Genomic DNA, 17,395 nt, shown 5'->3' on the forward strand with positions numbered 1-17,395 from the left:
CCAAGCACGGAGTCCCGCGAAGAAGTCCGCCAGGAGTGATCTGGACCACTTTTTGTTTGGCGGTGGGGAGGCGGGGTATTCAGGCGCCTCATTTCGCGATCACGTTGACGTGGCGGGTTCGCGTACCTAATCTCTGTTCCCATACATAGACAAGTCTCATACATGGACAAGCGTCATCAGGGGAGATGGTCAGGGTGAGCGGCGACTCCAGCCCGCGCGACAGTGGCGACCGCGGTCCGCGCGAGGTGGCGCGGCGGTTGCGCGAGGGCATGGCGCGGGGCGTGCTGTCCTTCCCGCTGACGGCGTTCCACGACGACGGCTCCCTCGACGCCGACGGGTTCAGGTCCCACGTGGCCGACCGGCTCGCGGCCGGTCCCGGCGCCCTCTTCCCGGCCTGCGGCACCGGCGAGTTCTTCTCGCTGGACGAGGACGAGTACCGGCGGGTCGTCACGGTCGCCGTCGAGGAGACGGCCGGCCGGGTGCCCGTCGTGGCCGGGACCGGGTACGGCTGGGCGCAGGCCGCCCGGTTCGCCCGCATCGCCGAGGAGGCCGGCGCCGACGCCCTCCTGGTCATGCCGCACTACCTCGTCGCCGCCCCGCAGGACGGACTCGCCGCCCAACTGGAGCAGCTCGCCGCCCGCACCCGGCTGCCGATCGTCGCCTACCAGCGCGGACAGGTCGCCTACACCCCGGCCACCCTGCGGCGCATCGCGCGCGTGGAGAACGTCATCGGGCTCAAGGACGGCCACAGCGACCTCGACCGGCTCCAGCGGCTCACCCTCGCCGCGCCCGAGGACTTCCTGTTCTTCAACGGCGCCTCCACCGCCGAGATGCAGGCCCGCGCCTACGCCACCGTCGGCGTCCCCGCCTACTCCTCCGCCGTGCACGCCTTCGCCCCCGAGATCGCCGGCGCCTTCTTCACCGCCCTGCGGGACGCCGACCACGGCACCACCGACAAGCTCCTGCGCGACTTCTACATCCCCTTCGTCGAACTCCGCGACCGGGTACCGGGCTACGCCGTGTCCCTGGTCAAGGCGGCGGCCCGGCTGCGCGGGCAGCGCGTCGGACCCGTGCGTGCCCCGCTCACGGACCCCTCGCCCGCCGACCTCGCGGAGTTGCGCACCCTCCTCGCCGCCGGCCTCGACCTCGTGGGAGCCGCCCTGTGAACCTCACCGTCACGGACGTGCGGCTGACGCCGATCCTGGTCGCCGACCCGCCGCTGCTCAACGCCCAGGGCGTGCACCAGCCCTACACGCCCCGGCTGATCGTGGAGGTCGAGACCGCCGACGGCGTCACCGGGCTCGGCGAGACCTACGGCGACACGAAGTACCTGGAACTGGCGCGCCCCCTCGCCGAACGGCTCACCGGCCGCCCGGTCACGGATGTGAACGCCCTCTTCGGTGCCGGACTCGCCGGCGTCGCCGTCGACGCGACCCGGGTCGCCGCCGAGGTCGACGCCGGCGGGCTGCGGGGCGCGCAGACCGCCGACAAGCTGCGCCTGTCGGTGCTCTCCGCCTTCGAGGTGGCCTGTCTGGACGCCCAGGGCAAGGCGTTCGGCGTGCCCGTGCACGCCCTGCTCGGCGGCAAGGTCCGCGACTCGGTCGAGTACAGCGCCTACCTGTTCTACAAATGGGCCGCCCATCCGGCGGGCGTGACCGCCGAACCCGACGACTGGGGCGCCGCGCTCGACCCCGCCGGAGTCGTCGCGCAGGCACGGGCGTTCACCGAGCGGTACGGATTCCGGTCCTTCAAGCTCAAGGGCGGCGTGTTCCCGCCCGACGAGGAGATCGCCGCCGTCCGCGCCCTCGCCGAGGCCTTCCCCGGACACCCCCTCCGGCTCGACCCCAACGGGGCCTGGTCGGTCGAGACCTCGCTGAAGGTGGCGGAGGAACTCGGCGACGTCCTCGAATACCTGGAGGACCCCACCCTCGGCACCCCGGCCATGGCCGAAGTGGCGGCGAGGACGGACCTCCCGCTCGCCACCAACATGTGCGTGACCGCCTTCGGTGAGATCCGGGAGGCGTTCACCCGCGACGCCGTGCAGGTGGTGCTCAGCGACCACCACTACTGGGGCGGCCTGCGCACCACCCGTCACCTCGCCGCGCTGTGCGACGCCTTCGGCGTCGGGGTGTCCATGCACTCCAACACCCACCTCGGGATCAGCCTCGCCGCCATGACCCACGTGGCGGCCACCGTCCCCAACCTGCACCACGCCTGCGACTCCCACTACCCCTGGCAGTCCGAGGACGTCCTCACCGAGCGCCTCGCCTTCACCGACGGCCGCGTCACCGTCTCCGACGCACCCGGCCTCGGCGTCGCACTCGACCGGGAGAAGCTGGACCGGCTGCACCGCCGCTGGGCCGAGGACGACGGCGCCCTGCGCGACCGGGACGACGCGGCGGCGATGCGGGCGGCCGAGCCGGAATGGCGGACACCGGTGATGCCGCGCTGGTAGACGGCCTTGTCAGGGGCGCGATCTGGTGCACACTGGCCAGATCCGCACCATGCCAGGGAGCGCACCGTGACCACGCCGTCCCGTCCGTCCACCGGAGAGGAACCCGAGCACCTCACGCAGGCGGCGCGCGGCCGGACCGGGGTCGACCCGCTCGCCGCCCGCCGCACACCCGGCGACCCGCCCTGGGACGTCTACCTCACGGGCACCGTCTTCCTCGACATCATCTTCACCGGCCTGGACTCGGCGCCCGTCCGCGGCACCGAGTCCTGGGCCCGGGGCATGGGCTCCAGCCCCGGCGGGGTCGCCAACATGGCCGCCGCGCTCGCCCGGCTCGGCCTGCGCACCTCCCTCGCGGCGGCCTTCGGTGACGACCACTACGGCGAGTACTGCTGGGACGCCCTCGAACAGGGCGAGGGCATCGACCTCTCCGCCTCCCGCACGGTCCCCGGCTGGCACTCCCCGGTCACCGTCTCCATGGCCTACGAGGGCGAGCGGACGATGGTCTCCCACGGCCACGAACCGCCCCCGGAGGAACCCGCGCCGGACTGCCCGCCCCGCGCCGTCGCCGCCGTCGCCTCCCTCACCCCGGGCCGCGGCGCGCCCTGGGTCGCCCAGGCCGCCCGCCGGGGCACCCGCATCTTCGCCGACGTCGGCTGGGACGACACCGGTGCCTGGGACCTGGCCGGCCTCACCGACCTGCGGCACTGCGAGGCGTTCCTGCCCAACGCCGAGGAGGCGATGCGCTACACCCGCTCCGACTGCCCCCGCGCCGCCGCCCGCGCCCTGACCCGGCACGTCCCGGTGGCCGTCGTCACCCTGGGCGCCGACGGCGCGTACGCGGTGGACCGGCGCACCGGGGAGGACGCCGAAGTGCCCGCCATCGCCGTGGAGGCCCTGGACCCGACCGGCGCCGGCGACGTCTTCGTGGCCGGCTTCGTCACCGGCAGCCTCGCCGGCTGGCCCCTCGCCGACCGGCTGGCCTTCGCCGGCCTCACCGCCGCCCTGTCCGTCCAGGAGTTCGGCGGCTCCCTCTCCGCCCCCGGGTGGGCCGAGATCGGCGCCTGGTGGCGCGAGGTCCAGTCCGTCGACGCCCAGGACCCGGCCGCCCTGGACCGGTACGCGTTCCTCGAACACCTGATGCCCGAGGAACCGGTCCGCCCCTGGCCCCTGCGCCGCGCGGTCCCGACGATCGGCTTCCGGCACGCGCCCTGAACCGTGCTGTCGCTGACGGCATCCTGCCGAGCCTTGCTTCTGGGCCGACGAGTTGCGCAGCCGTCCCAGTGCCTTCGGTCTGCCGAGTCAGGGATTTGGTGGGCGGGATTCTCAGCCGGCGCTGACCGTCACCCGGACCGTGCCGTCGGGCCCGGCCAGCAGCACCGGCGTCGCGGCGCCTCCCAGGTCCGCCACGGCGGCCCGGTCCTCGGCGGCGACCTCCGCCGCCTCGCTGACCACCGCGGCCGCCTCCAGCGACTTCGCGCCCGACGCCACCGCCATGGCGACGGCCGTACGCAGCGCGCTCAGCTCCAGCGAGGCGAGCGAGACCGACCCCGCGACATACGTCCGCCCGGTCTCGTCCCGTACGGCCGCCCCCTCGGGCACACCGTTGCGGGCCCGCGCGGAACGGGCCAGGGTGACGATCTTGCGGTCCTCGGGGTCAAGCGCGCTGCTCTCGGTCATGGACAGAGCATACGAAGCCCGGACGCCCTCACCCAGCCACGGGGTACATCGTGCCGCGCCTGCCCTCCGGAGAGGCGAGCCACTCCAGCTTCGCGGCGGTGTTCGCCTCCTCCAGCGGCGTGTGCAGCACGATCGACAGGTCGGGCCGCGCCGGCACCTTCATCGCCGTGGACTCCACGACCAGCAGCCCGACCACCGGATGGTCCAGCTCCTTGCGCACCTGCCCCTGGTCCTCGATGTCCCGCTCGGCCCACAGCGCCACGAACTCGGGGCTCGCTGCGCTCAGCTCGTCCAGCACCGCCTGGTAGCCGTCGTCCTCCGGGCGCGCCGCCGTGGCCGCCCGGAACTGCGCGACGACCGTGCGCGCGTTCCGCTCCCAGCTCTTGCTCCGCGACCGGTACAGCGGGTCGGTGAAGAAGTCGACGAGGCAGTTCTGCGTGATGCCGGGCCGCATGCCGAGCACCAGCGCGGCCGCGTCGTTGTACATCACGCAGTTGTAGTACGCGTCCATGATGTGCGCCGGGTACGGCATCCAGGTGTCGATCAGGCGCCGCAGCCCCTCGCTCATGTCCCGCTTCCCGGGCGCCACTTCGGGCGCGGGCGGGTTGAGGCCGGCCAGCACGTACAGATGCCGGCGCTCGGCGTCGCTGAGCCGCAGCACGCGGGCCACCGAGTCCAGGACCTGCGGGGAGACGGAGATGTCCCGCCCCTGCTCCAGCCACTGGTACCAGGAGGCGCCTACCCCGGCGAGCACGGCGACCTCCTCACGCCGCAGGCCGGGCGTGCGGCGCCGGGCCCCGCCGCTCGGCAGCCCCGCCTCCTCCGGGCTCACCCGGGCCCGCCGGCTCATCAGGAACTCCCTCAGCTCCCGCAGCCGGCGGCTCTTCAGCTCGTCCTGAGCCACGTGACCGCTCCCCCCGTCGTGTCTGGTGGTGCCACCACCACCATAAGTTCCGACTCCCCACCATTGTTCCGGGCGCCGGATGCTCTTGCCATGGCGATCGACACCTCCACCCGGCCCACCACCGTCCCCGACGTCCAACCGCTCGACGACCCCAGGCTGTCGACGCGTGACAAGCTCGTCCTCTTCGTCCTGTGCGCGGCCCAGTTCATGGTCGCGCTGGACTTCTCCGTCCTGAACGTGGCCCTGCCCGACCTCGGTTCGGACCTCGGCATGAGCCGGTCCGCGCTGCAGTGGGCGGTCACCGCGTTCGCACTGCCCTCCGGCGGCTTCCTGCTGCTGTTCGGCCGGATCGGCGACCTGTACGGCCGCCGCAGGCTGTTCCTGGCCGGACTCGCCCTGTTCGGCGCCGCCTCGCTGCTGTCCACGCTGGCCTGGGACCCGGCGTCCTTCCTCACCGGCCGCGCGCTGCAGGGTCTGGGCGCGGCGGCGATCGTGCCGACCGGCATGTCCCTGCTGACCACCACCTTCCCGGAGGGCCCGGCCCGCGACCGCGCCCTCGGCATCTCGGGCACCCTGCTGTCGCTGGGCTTCACCGTCGGCATGGTCGCGGGCGGCGTCCTGACCGACGCGCTCGGCTGGCGCTCCACGATGGCGCTGCTGTCGCTGTTCGCGCTGATCGTGCTGCCGCTGGCCCCCGGTCTGCTGCCCGAGTCCCTCCCCCATAGCCTTAAGGGCATGGGAGGTGCCCCCATCCCGGAGCGCCCCCGCCTGGACGTGCCCGGAGCCGTCGCCGTCACCGGCGGCCTGCTCGCCCTGATCTACGCCCTGTCCACCGCCGCCGACCACGGCTTCGGCCGCGCCGACGTCATCACCACGCTGCTCGCCGGCCTCGCCCTGCTCGCCGTGTTCACCGTCGTCGAGTCCCGCTCGGCCGCTCCCCTGGTCTCGCTGCCGATGCTGCGCCGCCGCACGGTCGCGTGGGGCAACCTGGGCGGTCTGGTCACCTTCTCGATGATGTCGACGGTCGTCTTCGTCCTGACCCTGTACCTCCAGGAGACCCTGCGCCTGTCCGCCTTCGAGACCGGCCTGGTCTTCGGCGTCCAGGGTGTGCTGTCGGCCGTCGCCGGCACCCTCGCGCCGAAGGTCATCGGCCGCTTCGGCGCCCGCCGCACCCTGGTCGGCTCGCTGACCGGCCAGGGCGCGCTGATCGCGAGCCTGCTCCTGCTGAACGCCCACACCTGGTCGGTGTGGGTCGCCGTGGCCGGGGTGTCCCTGGCGAGCATGTGCCACCTGGGCGCGATCATCTCGTACGGCCTCACCGTCACCTCGGGTGTCCCGGACGAGGAGCAGGGCCTGGCCACCGGCCTGGTCACCTCCACGCAGCAGGTCGGCATCACCGTCGGCATCCCGCTGCTGGGCGTGCTGGCGACGACCTCCGACGACCTGCTGGCCGGCGTCCACACCGTCCTCGCCCTGGACGCGGCGATCGTCCTCGCCGCCGCCGTCCTGGTCGGCCTGGGCCTGCGCCGGAACGGGAGCCGGTCCTGAACAGCCCCCGGCCCTCGCTCAGTCCAGGGTCTGAACGATCTCGCTCCGCGCGGCCGTGTGCACCACACGGCCGCGCGCGCCGTTGACGAGCGGCAGGTACGGCGCCGGGTGCCCGCACTCGACATCGGCGACGATCGGCACACCGAGCGGGCCGAGCGCGTCCAGCACGGCCTCGTGCTGAGTGAGGGTCCGACTGTCCGGGGCGTGGGTCCGGCCGACGAGGACGGCGGCCGCGCGGTCGAAGAACCCGGCGAGGCGCATGCCGTGCAGGTTCCGGCAGATGGTGAACGCGTTGTCCTCGCAGGCCTCCACGTACACCAGCAGGTCGTCGTCCCCCGCGAAGCCGGCGGTGTCCAGGTACCGCGTCCCCGCGAAGTTGGCGAGCGTCTCGATGCAGCCGCCGATCAGCCGCCCCTCCACGTCCACGTCGCCGGTGCCGTCCAGCCGGGTCCAGGCCCCCTCCGCGTCCAGGGTGAGGTCGCGGACCTCCGGGTTCTTCGCCCAGTCGTCCCACCCCCCGGAGCGGTACCGGCCGGGCGGGGTCTGGCCGAACGGCTCGCCCTGCGGGGCGGCCACGATGTCCAGCCAGGACAGCAGCCCCTTGGGCGTCCGGTAGGGCGTGTCCATGAGGTTGTTGCCGTGCACCGTCGCCACGCCGGTCAGCAGCGTCAGGGGGGTGATGAGCGTCGACATGTCGGAGTAGCCGACGACCCAGGTCGGCTCGGCCGCCCCGATCCGCTCGAAGTCCAGCAGCGGTATCAGGTCGATCGCGGTCTCCCCGCCCCACGGAGGCACCACGGCCCGGATGGAGGGGTCGGTCAGCATCTCGGTGAACTCGGCGGCCCGTTCGGCGGCCGGGGCGCTGAGGTGCGTCGAGCCGTCCATGCACCGGCCGACGGCGACCTCGTAGCCGCGCTCCTCCAGGACGCGGACCGCCACGTCGAGCCGCCCGCGCAACTCCTCGGCGACCCCGCTGGAAGGCGAGGTCACACCGACACGGTCACCGGGGCGCAGAGGGCGCGGATATCGCACAGTCATGCGGCGGATTCTGGTGGGGGCCGGGAGGGGGCGGCAAACGGATTACGGCCGGTCAAGGCGCGTCACGGCTGGTCCGGGCAGGCGTCAAGGCCGGTCGAGGCACGCGTCAAGGCCGGTCCAGGCGCAGCCGCTCGGCCCTCGGCAGGCCCGCGACGACGAGGTCGTACGAGTCCTCGACCAGCTCCTTCACCAGCCGGTCCGGGAGGCCGCCGTCGACGGTCACGGTGTTCCAGTGCCGCTTGTTCATGTGGTACCCGGGGACGATCAGCCCCTCGTGCTCGGTGCGCAGCCGCATCGCGTCCTCGGGGTCGCACTTGAGGTTGACCGTCAGCGGGCGGGCGTCCAGCACCGACAGGGCGAACATCTTGCCCAGCACCTTGAAGACGGAGGCCTCCGGGCTGAACGGGAAGTCCTCCTCGGCCGCGTTGAACGACAGGCAGAGGGCGCGCAGTTGCTGAGGGGTCACTCGGCTCTCTCCTCCCCGGCCGGCCCGGTCGCGGGGGCCACCGGCTCCACCAGCACGGTCACGATCTTGTTCCGGCGGCCGGCCGCGGCCTCCGCCGTCAGCTTCAGTCTGCGCTCGTCGGGCAGTTCGACCTGGGCGGACGCGCCCGCGATGGGCACCCGTCCGAGTGCCTTGGCGAGGAGCCCGCCGACGGTCTCGACGTCCTCGTCGTCGTACTCCTCCAGCCCGTACAGCTCGCCGAGGTCGGTGATGTCCAGGCGGGCGGTGACCCGGAAGCGGTCGTCGCCGAGGTCCTCCACGGGCGGCAGCTCACGGTCGTACTCGTCGGTGATCTCGCCGACGATCTCCTCCAGGATGTCCTCGATGGTGACGATCCCGGCCGTGCCGCCGTACTCGTCGATGACGACGGCGACGTGCGTGCGGTCCTTCTGCATCTCGCGCAGCAGGTCGCCCGCGTTCTTGGTGTCGGGGACGAACGCGGCGGGCCGCATGGCCGTGGACACCAGGTCGTTCTCGGCGTCCCGGCTGATGTGCGTCTTCCTGACCAGGTCCTTGAGGTAGACGATGCCGACGATGTCGTCCTCGCTCTCGCCGGCGACCGGTATCCGGGAGAAGCCGGAGCGCAGCGCGAGGGTGAGGGCCTGCCGGATGGTCTTGTACCGCTCGATGACGACGAGGTCCGTGCGCGGCACCATCACCTCGCGCACCAGTGTGTCGCCCAGCTCGAACACGGAGTGCACCATGCGGCGCTCCTCGTCCTCGATCAGCGACTCCTGCTCGGCGAGGTCCACCAGGGCCCGCAGCTCGGCCTCGGAGGCGAACGGGCCGCGCCGGAAGCCCTTGCCGGGGGTGAGGGCGTTGCCGATGAGGATCAGCAGCGACGGGATGGGGCCCATGACCCTGGCGAGCGGCAGCAGCACGTACGCGGCCGCCGTCGCCGTGTTCAGCGGGTGCTGGCGGCCGATGGTGCGCGGGGAGACGCCGACGGCGACGTACGACACGAGGACCATGACGCCGATGGCGATCAGCAGGGCCTGGACGGTCGAGTCCCACTCCTCCAGGCAGGCGTAGGTGACCATGGCGGCGGCCGCCATCTCGCAGGTGACGCGGACCAGCAGGGCCAGGTTGAGGTAGCGGGTGGGGTCGGCGGCGATCTGGGCCAGCTTGGCGCCGCCGCGCCGGCCGGACTTCACGGCCTCCTCGGCGCGGAAGGCGGAGACCCGCGCGAGGCCGGCCTCCGCGCACGCGGCGAGCCAGGCGACCACGATCAGCGCGATCGCACCCATGACGATCTGCGGAGACATGCGGCCCGCTTACGAGACGGTCGGCGCCGGGGACGGCCCGGTCAGCCCGTGCTCGGCGCGCCAGCCGTCGACGATGGCGGCCTGGAGGCCGAACATCTCGGCCTTCTCGTCCGACTCCTCGTGGTCGTAGCCGAGGAGGTGCAGCACTCCGTGGACGGTGAGCAGTTGCAGCTCCTCGTCCATGGAGTGCTGGGTCGGCGCGTCCTCGCCCTGCTTCTTGGCGACCTCCGGGCAGAGCACGATGTCCCCGAGGAGGCCCTGCGGGGGCTCGTCGTCGTCCTTCGTGGGCGGGCGCAGCTCGTCCATCGGGAAGGACATGACGTCCGTGGGGCCGGGCAGGTCCATCCACTGGATGTGGAGCTGCTCCATGGCGTCGGCGTCCACGACGATCACCGAGAGCTCGGAGAGCGGGTGGATGCGCATCCGCGTGAGCGCGTAGCGGGCGATGTCGAGGATCGCCTGCTCGTCGACCTCGGTTCCGGACTCGTTGTTGACGTCGATCGACATGGTCGTGCTGGTCTACTTCCCCTTGTGCCCGTGCCCGGCGGCTCTGCCTCGGCCGCCCTTGGCGGCGCCGCCGTTCTCGGTGACGTGTCTGCTGTCGTACTTCTCGTACGCGTCGACGATACGGCCGACCAGCTTGTGCCGTACGACATCGTGGGACGTGAGCCGGGAGAAGTGGACGTCGTCGAGGCCCTCCAGGATGTCCTGCACCTGCCGCAGCCCGGACTTGGTGCCGCCGGGCAGGTCGACCTGGGTGACGTCACCCGTGATCACGATCTTGGAGTCGAAGCCGAGGCGGGTGAGGAACATCTTCATCTGCTCGGGGCTCGTGTTCTGAGCCTCGTCCAGGATGATGAAGGCGTCGTTGAGCGTGTTGTGCGTCAGCAGGTGGCCCTGGGTCACGTAGAGCGAGTCCTCGGCCGCCACCTGGATACAGACGGTCTCCTCCCTGCCCGCGGGCTCGATGCTGTCGATGAACCGCATGGGGCGTCCGCCGCCTCCGGCCGCGTGGTACTTGTCGCGCTTGCGAGCCAGGCGGAAGGGCTCGATGCCTTCGGGGAGGCGGATGTCGATGATGTGGGCGTCGCGGCGGTGGGCAGCGATCGCGGTGCTTGGGTTGCGCCCCTCGGCCATGCGACGTCGGGCGTAGGCCACTCCGCCCAGTGACTGTACTAGGGCGATCACATCGTCATGCAGGAGAATGGATGTTGTCGTGTACTGGATTCGGCACGTCCGGTCCTTCTGGGTGACCGGCCCGCCATCGGAGTCGAGGAGGCCTTGCAGAACGGCCAGGCGCACCTCAGCGGAGTTGTACAGGTAGTCATCCGGAACGAACTTGGTGTGCGATCGAGAGCCGATCAGATCCAGCTCACGCATGACTCGCGTGACCGGATTGGCCAGCGTCACCATGTCGCCCGGAGACTTGATCCTGTTGAGAACGTAGTCCGGCCCGCCTCGATGGCGCGCGACGACGCCCGGGATCGCGGTCTCCAATGCCACCACGAGTTCGGGATCCTCGGTGGCGAAGGAGGGAGTGGTCGATCCGGTGATGCAGCCGTCGCCCAGCAGCAGACCGAGCGCATACGGATCCATAGGGACCGCTCGCTCCGGGAAGCACGCCGGTGCCGTCAGCATGGGCAACTCGTAACGGCGATAGTGTGCCGCCCGCAGGTTGCCGATCATCTCCTGGGTCTCCAGGACCCGCCACGGCTTGTCGCGGCGCTTGTCGTCGCGCGTCCTGACCGTCCATAGGTGCTCGCCGCAGCAGAGGGTCCAGGAGCCGTCCTGAGCGGTGACACGGTAGACGTCTTTCTCGCCCTGCGGGTAGACGCCCAGGACCGGGGTCGGCTCACCATTCGAACCGATGACGAGATCACCGACCTGAAGATCGCCGATGGGGCGCCAGCCGTCCGGCGTCAGGACCTTCGTGAAGATCGGTTGCGCTCTCCCTCGCATATACGCCAGCGGCGCCACCTCGATGGTCCCCGCCGCCATCAGCCGGGGAATCGAGTCAGGGTCCAGCATGTCGTGCAGCGCGTCGTACAGCGGCCGCAGATACGGGTCGATCTTCTCGTAGAGCGTTCCGGGCAGGAATCCGAGGCGCTCTCCGGCCTCCACTGCCGGACGGGTCAGGATGATGCGGTTGACTTGCTTGGACTGCAGGGCCTGCACTGCCTTCGCCATGGCGAGGTACGTCTTGCCGGTGCCTGCGGGGCCGATACCGAAGACGATGGTGTGCTTGTCGATCGCGTCGACGTACCGCTTCTGGTTCAGTGTCTTGGGGCGGATCGTACGGCCGCGCGAGGACAGGATGTTCTGGGTGAGTACCTCGGCCGGGGTCTCTTCCGGGCCTTCGCCGTTCTCGCTCGCCCTCAGCATGGCGATCGAGCGTTCCACTGCGTCCTCCGTCATCGGCTGACCGGTGCGGAGCACCAGCATCATCTCGTCGAACACGCGCTGAATGAGTGCCACGTCGTGGGCGTCTCCGACGGCGCTGATCTCATTGCCCCGGACGTGGATGTCGGCTGCCGGGAAGGCCTTCTCGATCACGCGCAGGAGTGAGTCTCCGGACCCCAGAACGGTCACCATCGGGTGTTGAGCGGGGACGCTGATCTGTGCTTTTGCCTGCCCCTGGGCGGGGTTGTCGGCTGCGGGTGTCTGAGTCATGGGCCGGCGCAGGGCCTGCGGTTCCTCCTCGTCACGGCCGCGTAGCTGAGGGCGGCCTCGCACTGTCAAGAGTACGACGGGGGGATGGGGAGGCCGTAAGGCTTTTCGAAGGAGCCAGGGGCGGGGTGTGGACTCGCTTGCGTGCGGTGCCGAAGGAGTGGACGCAGCGGTTACGCAATGGGGTCGTCCGCTCGGCACAACGTAATGATGTGCACGCCATCTGCCCTGCCTGTGCGCGGCCGACTGCGCACCGACCGAACGAAAGGTCGGCTGGAATTCAACCTTGTGGGGGTCCGGGGCGTACGGGTCAATGAAGGCGTACCGTCCGACGACCCGTCAGATCCGCACCGCCGTGCCGCGTGTCCGCACCCACCCGCACGGCCTGCCGTTCGTCGGAGCGTGTTCCCGTCCATCCCCACATGGCATTCCCACAAGTGAAGGGAAGCGGATCCCCATGAGAGGCAAGCGAACAGTCACAGGTGCGGCCGTGGCGGCCGGGGCCCTCGCGGTCGCCGGGCTCGCCTTCGCACCCACCGCGGCCGCCGTCACCCCACAGACGGCGACCATCACGGCGAGCTGCGGCATCTTCGGCGGCGGCTCGGCCACCCTCACCGCCACCCAGAGCGGCACCTCGGCGACCATGACCCTCACGTCCAGTGCCATCAGCGCGCCCGTCGCGGTGGCGCAGGACTCGATCAGTTCCACCCTCACCCTGGTGAAGGCGGGCGGCGGCACCACCGCCTTCAGTGGGACGAAGAACCCGGCCATGGCCACCGGCGACCCGGTCAGCGTCGGACCCCTCAGCGGCACCGTCGCCTCCGGGGACAGCCTGGAGGCCTACGGCGGCTCGCTGAAGATGGTGATCTTCGGGGTCACGGTCACCTGTACGGCCACCGCCCCGCAGTCGCCCGGTCCGTTCGTGTTCGACTGAGCGAGACCAGAGCGCGGGACAGGTGAGTGATCTGTTCCGGTTCCTGCCGGAACTCCCCTGGATGCCGCAGAAACTGATACTCCGTCAGTTTTCTGCGGCATCTCCATTGACTTCTCACGCCCGCTCCACATCAATGCCCCCTGTCGGCGCAGACGAGCCGCTGCGCCAGCAACCCTCAGGAGGGGGCCCCATGGGTTCGACACCCCGAAGATCCCGACGGTGGCGCTGGGCGTCACTGTTCGGGGCGACCGCGCTCGCGGTCACCGCGGGCGGCGCGCTGGCCTGCCCGGCCGGCGCCGCCGCCACGAACGTGGACTTCGCCACGCACTGCATCCCGCCCGCCATCGCGGGCCTGCCGCCGATCGACGGCACCACCACCGCGAACGTGGCGGTGGACAACACCAGTCCGAAGGTCGGCGACACGGTGACCGTGACGTACACCGTGGTCACGGCCGCCGCTAGCAACCCCACCGACCTGGCGCTGCCGGCCGACATCATGACGCCGACCGGCAAGGTCACCCTCGGTGGCGCGCAGACCGGGGACGTGACCGTCGCCGGTCCCAAGAAGAACCCGCCGGTGCCGGGGAAGGCGGCCTTCCCGTCGTTCTCCATGACCGGCACGTTCACCGTGACCAAGGCCGGCCAGATCACCCTCGCGCCGGGCGACTACAACATCCACACCAGCTACATCATGGAGCTGGACACCCCGTGCACCGTCACCAACCCGCCCGCCCCGGCGTCCGAGACGATCACGGCGACCGACGGCACCCCGGCCAACACCCGGGCGATCTCCCTGAGTTCGGCCTCCGGTGACCCGGGCGCCAGTGTCACCGTGAGCGGCAGCGCCTTCACGCCGGGCGCGAGCGTCACGCTGGCCGGGCGGGCCGGGGACACACAGACCGCGGACACCGCGACCGTGACCGCGAACGACCAGGGCTCCTTCAGCGGTTCCCTCACCGTCAACGACAAGACGACGACCGGGATCGTGGCGTACGAGGGCGCCTCCTGGAACGCGGACACCGGCGCGGGCCCCGCGGCCTACGTCGTCAACGACGACACGCCCGTGCCGCCCGGCAGCCAGAAGCTGACCACCACCGTCAAGGCGGGCACCCTGTCGATGACCCAGGCCGGGGACGCCGTGGCCCTCTCGGCCGTCGACTTCGGCAAGGGCGGGGCCTCGACCGGCTCCCTGCAGACGGTGACCGTCAAGGACTTCCGCGGCGGCCCCGCGGGCTGGTCCCTGACCGGCAAGGTCACCGACTTCACCGGTCCCGGCGCCAAGATCGACGCGAGCAGGCTGAGCTGGACGCCGGCCTGCGCCACCAAGGCGGGCAGCCCCAGCACCTGCAACGCCGGTTCGGCGGGCGCCGTGGGCCTGACGGGAGCGACCCTGGCGTCGACCCCGGACGGCACGGTCACCGGCGGTGAGTTCACCGTCGACGCCGGACTCTCCCTGGACGTACCGGCGTTCACGCCTCCGGGCTCGTACTCCGGCGTCCTGACCCTCACCCTCACCTGACCCACCGGCCGGGCGCCCCGCCGTACGGCAGAAGCAACGCCGCCGTACCGCACCCGCGGGGTCCGCACCCGCCCGACCGCCTACCACCCGAGCCCACGGGGGGTCCGCACCCATGCGCAAGCCGTACGTCCTCCTCCTGAGCCTGCTCGGCCTGTTCCTCGCCGGCACCGCCGCCCCCACATCCGCCCACGCCGCCGACAACGGCAGCTGGTCCGTCTACCCGGTGGCCTCCAAGATCGCCGCGCGCCCCTACTTCTACCTCTCCGCCGACCCCGGGCAGACCGTCACCGACAAGGTGGCCGTCGCCAACAAGACGGGCCGGCCGCTCACCTTCCGGCTGTACGCCGCCGACGCCTACAACACCGCCCGCGACGGCGGCTTCGCCGTGCGCACGGTGAAGGAGACGATGCACGGGGTGGGCGCCTGGGCCCGGACCGCGAAGACCCGGATCACCGTGCCCGCGCACAAGACCGTCACCGTGCCGTTCACACTGCGCGTCCCCGAGGGCGCCGAACCCGGCGACCACCCCGGCGCGATCGTCGCCCTGGACGAACACGTCGACCCCGGCAGCGGCAGGGTCGCGCTCGGCGTGCAGCGGGCCGTCGGCGCCCGCGTCTACCTCCGGGTCGGCGGCCCCACACTCCCCGCGCTGTCCGTCGAGCACGTGCACATCGGCCACCACCAGCCGCTCGTCCCGGGCCTCGGCGACAGCACGGCGACGATCACCTACACCCTGCGCAACACCGGGAACGTCACCCTGCACCCGAAGGTGGACCTCAGGGCGCGCGGACTGTTCGGGCGCACGCTGCTCGACCGCGACCTCACCCGGGTCCCCTCCGAGCTGCTGCCGGGCCAGCACGTCACGCTCACCGAGTCCTGGCACGGCGCGCCCCAGCTGAACCGGGCCGCCGTCACGCTCACCGCGAGCGCGCCGGGCACCCGCCAGTCGGCGAGCGCGTCCTTCCTGGCACTGCCCTGGCTGGTGGTGGCCCTGGTGTTCGCCGCCGGAGTGGTGACGGGCGTCCTGCTGGTCAGAGCGCGTCGGGGCCGCGCTCGCCGGTCCGCACCCGTACGACGGTCTCGACGGGCAGCGCCCACACCTTCCCGTCCCCGATCTTCCCCGTCTGCGCGGCCCTGACGATCGCGTCGATCACGTCGTCGGCGACCAGGTCGTCGACGACCACCTCGATGCGGACCTTCGGCACCAGGTCGACCCGGTACTCGGCCCCGCGGTACACCTCGGTGTGGCCGCGCTGCCTGCCGTAGCCGCTGGCCTCGGTCACGGTCATGCCGTGCACGCCCAGCTCCTGCAGGGCGGTCTTGACCTCGTCGAGGCGGTACGGCTTGACGATCGCGGTGATGAGCTTCATGCCTGGGACTTGACCTTCTGCGCGGAGGAGACGACGGGGGACGCGCCGACCGGGGCGCCGTGCCCCAGGACCCCGTGATCGTAGGCCGTCTCGGCGTGCACCGTAAGGTCCAGTCCGGTGTACTCGTGCTCCTCGCTCGCCCGGAAGCCCAGCGTCCTGTCGAGCAGCTTGCCGAGGCCGTACGTCACCGCGAACGCGTACGCGGCCACGGCGAGGATCCCCACCAGCTGCCGGCCGAGCGGGGCGAGCCCGCCGCCGTAGAACAGGCCCTCCACGCGGCCGGTCATCGCCTTCTCGGCGAACAGGCCGATCAGCAGGGTGCCGATGATCCCGCCGACCAGGTGGACGCCGACGACGTCCAGGGAGTCGTCGTAGTTCAGCCTGAACTTCCAGCTCACCGCGTAACTGCAGACCACACCGGCGGCCAGGCCCACGACGAGCGCGCCGAGCAGCGAGACCGTGCCGCACGACGGGGTGATCGCGACCAGGCCGGCCACCGCGCCGGACGCCGCGCCCAGGGTCGTCGGGTGGCCGTCGCGCCGCTGCTCCACGAACAGCCAGCCGAGCAGACCGGTGCAGCCGGCCGCGAGCGTGTTGAGGAAGGCCGCCGCGGCGAGGCCGTTGGCGCCGAGCGCGGAGCCCGCGTTGAACCCGAACCAGCCGAACCAGAGCAGACCCGCGCCGAGGACCACCATGGGCAGGTTGTGCGGGCGCATGGCGTCCTTCTTGAAGCCCAGGCGCGGCCCGAGCACCAGGCACAGCGCGAGCCCGGACGCGCCCGACGCGATCTCCACCGGCATGCCGCCCGCGAAGTCCAGCGCCCCCAGTTTCGCGCCGATCCAGCCCCCCGGGCCCCACACCCAGTGGGCGATCGGAACGTATACGAGCAGCGTCCACACCGGCACGAACAGCAGCCACGCCGAGAACCTGGTGCGGTCGGCGACGGCGCCGCTGATCAGGGCGGCCGTGACGATGGCGAAGGTCAGCTGGAAGGTGGCGAAGAGCAGGGTCGGCACCGAGCCGTGGACGCTGCCCGGCCCGAGGTGCGCCATGCCCGCCTCGCCGAGGCCGCCGATCAGTCCGCCGCCGATGTCGTCACCGAACGCCAGGGAGTAGCCGCCGGCCAGCCAGACCACCGTGACCAGGGCGATCGACACGAAACTCATCATCAGCATGTTGAGGACGCTCTTCGTGCGGACCATGCCGCCGTAGAACAGGGCCAGGCCCGGCGTCATCAGCAGGACGAGGGCGGTCGAGGCGAGCAGCCAGGCGGTGTCGCCGGTGTCGAGGTGAGCGGCGGCGAGGGTCACGGGCGTCTCCAGCGGTGTGGGGGCCAGGGCGGGTTGCGAAAGTCCCGTCTGCCGCGCGACGCCATGCACGCACTCTCGCCGCACCGGGCCCTGACCCAAGTACATCCAGTACGAGGATCAGGGCCCGGCACGCCGAGAGCACGCACCTGACGCCGCGCGGCCCGCCCTCCGGGCGAACGACGGGACTTTCGCAACACGCCCTA

The 17,395-nt window shown here is 71.6% G+C and carries 16 protein-coding genes and 1 pseudogene; 7 read left to right on the plus strand and 10 right to left on the minus strand.

What is annotated here, in order from left to right; all coding sequences use genetic code 11:
• The first annotated feature begins 269 nt into the window (after positions 1-269).
• The 3 genes from DBP14_RS24315 (at position 270) to DBP14_RS24325 (ending at position 3,667) form a co-directional block, all read left to right on the plus strand.
• A complete protein-coding gene (locus DBP14_RS24315) occupies positions 270-1,166 on the plus strand; it encodes a 5-dehydro-4-deoxyglucarate dehydratase (RefSeq protein WP_241741280.1) in 897 nt (298 codons plus the stop codon).
• Positions 1,163-2,455: a glucarate dehydratase family protein gene (locus DBP14_RS24320; protein WP_129309245.1), complete on the plus strand. Its 1,293-nt coding sequence runs from the start codon at positions 1,163-1,165 to the stop codon at positions 2,453-2,455. The genes DBP14_RS24315 and DBP14_RS24320 overlap by 4 nt, the downstream gene beginning before the upstream one ends.
• Positions 2,456-2,521: 66 nt before the next feature.
• The gene (locus DBP14_RS24325) at positions 2,522-3,667 is read left to right on the plus strand and encodes a PfkB family carbohydrate kinase (protein ID WP_129309246.1); all 1,146 of its coding nucleotides are present in this window, start codon (positions 2,522-2,524) and stop codon (positions 3,665-3,667) included.
• Positions 3,668-3,778: 111 nt separating this feature from the next.
• Here DBP14_RS24325 and DBP14_RS24330 read toward each other — a convergent pair whose 3' ends face one another.
• Positions 3,779-4,132: a cytidine deaminase gene (locus DBP14_RS24330; protein WP_129309247.1), complete on the minus strand. Its 354-nt coding sequence runs from the start codon at positions 4,130-4,132 to the stop codon at positions 3,779-3,781.
• 28 nt (positions 4,133-4,160) lie between these two features.
• Complete coding sequence (locus tag DBP14_RS24335) at positions 4,161-5,036, minus strand: helix-turn-helix transcriptional regulator (protein ID WP_277752730.1); 876 nt, start codon at positions 5,034-5,036, stop codon at positions 4,161-4,163.
• A 90-nt stretch (positions 5,037-5,126) separates the two neighbouring features.
• On the opposite strand from DBP14_RS24335, the gene DBP14_RS24340 reads away from it, so the two are divergent.
• A complete protein-coding gene (locus DBP14_RS24340; RefSeq protein ID WP_129309248.1) occupies positions 5,127-6,584 on the plus strand; it encodes an MFS transporter in 1,458 nt (485 codons plus the stop codon).
• An 18-nt stretch (positions 6,585-6,602) separates the two neighbouring features.
• Here DBP14_RS24340 and DBP14_RS24345 read toward each other — a convergent pair whose 3' ends face one another.
• The 6 genes and pseudogenes from DBP14_RS24345 to DBP14_RS24365 all read right to left on the minus strand — a co-directional run.
• Positions 6,603-7,622: a S66 peptidase family protein gene (locus DBP14_RS24345; RefSeq protein WP_129309249.1), complete on the minus strand. Its 1,020-nt coding sequence runs from the start codon at positions 7,620-7,622 to the stop codon at positions 6,603-6,605.
• A 106-nt stretch (positions 7,623-7,728) separates the two neighbouring features.
• The gene (locus tag DBP14_RS24350; protein ID WP_129309250.1) at positions 7,729-8,088 is read right to left on the minus strand and encodes an MmcQ/YjbR family DNA-binding protein; all 360 of its coding nucleotides are present in this window, start codon (positions 8,086-8,088) and stop codon (positions 7,729-7,731) included.
• The gene (locus DBP14_RS24355; RefSeq protein ID WP_129309251.1) at positions 8,085-9,392 is read right to left on the minus strand and encodes a hemolysin family protein; all 1,308 of its coding nucleotides are present in this window, start codon (positions 9,390-9,392) and stop codon (positions 8,085-8,087) included. Before DBP14_RS24355 ends, DBP14_RS24350 begins: the two co-directional genes overlap by 4 nt.
• Positions 9,393-9,401: 9 nt before the next feature.
• A complete protein-coding gene (gene ybeY, locus DBP14_RS24360) occupies positions 9,402-9,899 on the minus strand; it encodes an rRNA maturation RNase YbeY (protein WP_129309252.1) in 498 nt (165 codons plus the stop codon).
• Between the two features lie 12 nt (positions 9,900-9,911).
• On the minus strand, positions 9,912-10,529 hold the full coding sequence (locus tag DBP14_RS37470; RefSeq protein WP_347239684.1) for a PhoH family protein: 618 nt from the start codon (positions 10,527-10,529) through the stop codon (positions 9,912-9,914).
• A pseudogene (locus tag DBP14_RS24365) lies at positions 10,524-12,062 on the minus strand (PhoH family protein); the annotation flags it as partial. The gene DBP14_RS37470 and the pseudogene DBP14_RS24365, both read right to left, overlap by 6 nt.
• 454 nt (positions 12,063-12,516) lie before the next feature.
• Here DBP14_RS24365 and DBP14_RS24370 point away from each other — a divergent pair.
• From DBP14_RS24370 to DBP14_RS24380, 3 genes are all read left to right on the plus strand, one after another.
• The gene (locus DBP14_RS24370; RefSeq protein ID WP_129309254.1) at positions 12,517-12,993 is read left to right on the plus strand and encodes a hypothetical protein; all 477 of its coding nucleotides are present in this window, start codon (positions 12,517-12,519) and stop codon (positions 12,991-12,993) included.
• A gap of 190 nt (positions 12,994-13,183) precedes the next feature.
• Positions 13,184-14,512 (plus strand): beta-xylosidase, encoded by a 1,329-nt coding sequence (locus DBP14_RS24375; RefSeq protein WP_129309255.1) that lies wholly within the window; start codon positions 13,184-13,186, stop codon positions 14,510-14,512.
• A 112-nt stretch (positions 14,513-14,624) separates the two neighbouring features.
• Positions 14,625-15,650: a DUF916 domain-containing protein gene (locus DBP14_RS24380; protein ID WP_129309256.1), complete on the plus strand. Its 1,026-nt coding sequence runs from the start codon at positions 14,625-14,627 to the stop codon at positions 15,648-15,650.
• Here the strand turns inward: DBP14_RS24380 and DBP14_RS24385 are convergent.
• Both DBP14_RS24385 and DBP14_RS24390 read right to left on the minus strand, forming a co-directional pair.
• On the minus strand, positions 15,544-15,882 hold the full coding sequence (locus DBP14_RS24385) for a P-II family nitrogen regulator (RefSeq protein ID WP_129309257.1): 339 nt from the start codon (positions 15,880-15,882) through the stop codon (positions 15,544-15,546). The two genes, DBP14_RS24380 and DBP14_RS24385, sit on opposite strands and share 107 nt — an antisense overlap.
• A complete protein-coding gene (locus tag DBP14_RS24390; protein WP_129309258.1) occupies positions 15,879-17,192 on the minus strand; it encodes an ammonium transporter in 1,314 nt (437 codons plus the stop codon). The genes DBP14_RS24385 and DBP14_RS24390 overlap by 4 nt, the downstream gene beginning before the upstream one ends.
• Between the last annotated feature and the right edge of the window lie 203 nt (positions 17,193-17,395).

The organism is Streptomyces sp. L2 (assembly GCF_004124325.1).
Taxonomy (GTDB): Bacteria; Actinomycetota; Actinomycetes; order Streptomycetales; family Streptomycetaceae; genus Streptomyces.